A 371-nucleotide genomic window follows, 5' to 3' on the forward strand; every position below is an offset into this window, starting at 1 on the left:
TGCTTTTGTGGCGAGGGAGTTTACTCCCGCTCGGCTGCGCAGCAGTCGCAAAGCCTATGCATGCGGTGTGTCTGGAGAAATGGAGTGGCAGGGTTTGGGGCTGCTGCGCAGCCCGGCGGGAGCAAGCTCCCTCGCCACGGAATTTGTGTGGGTCAAAAAACGGGGAGCTGCCGCGTTCGCCTTTGTGGTGAGGGGATTTATCCCCGCTCGGCTGCGCAGCAGTCGCAAAGCCTGTGCATGCGGCGGACCTGAAGAAATGGGGTGGCAGGGTTTGGGGCTGCTTCGCAGCCCAGCGGGGATAAATCCCCTCACCACGGGTGGTGTGTGGGTCAAATAAGCCGTGGTCTGCAGCAATTGCTTTTGTGGCGAGG

General features: G+C 61.2%; 1 protein-coding gene. It reads left to right on the plus strand.

What is annotated here, in order from left to right; all coding sequences use genetic code 11:
* Positions 1-337 (plus strand): hypothetical protein (locus B0W55_RS31010; RefSeq protein ID WP_218189783.1); only part of this gene is annotated, 337 nt, incomplete at its 5' end.
* Positions 338-371 lie beyond the last annotated feature (34 nt).

The organism is Pseudomonas sp. KK4 (assembly GCF_001984065.1).
Taxonomy (GTDB): Bacteria; Pseudomonadota; Gammaproteobacteria; order Pseudomonadales; family Pseudomonadaceae; genus Aquipseudomonas.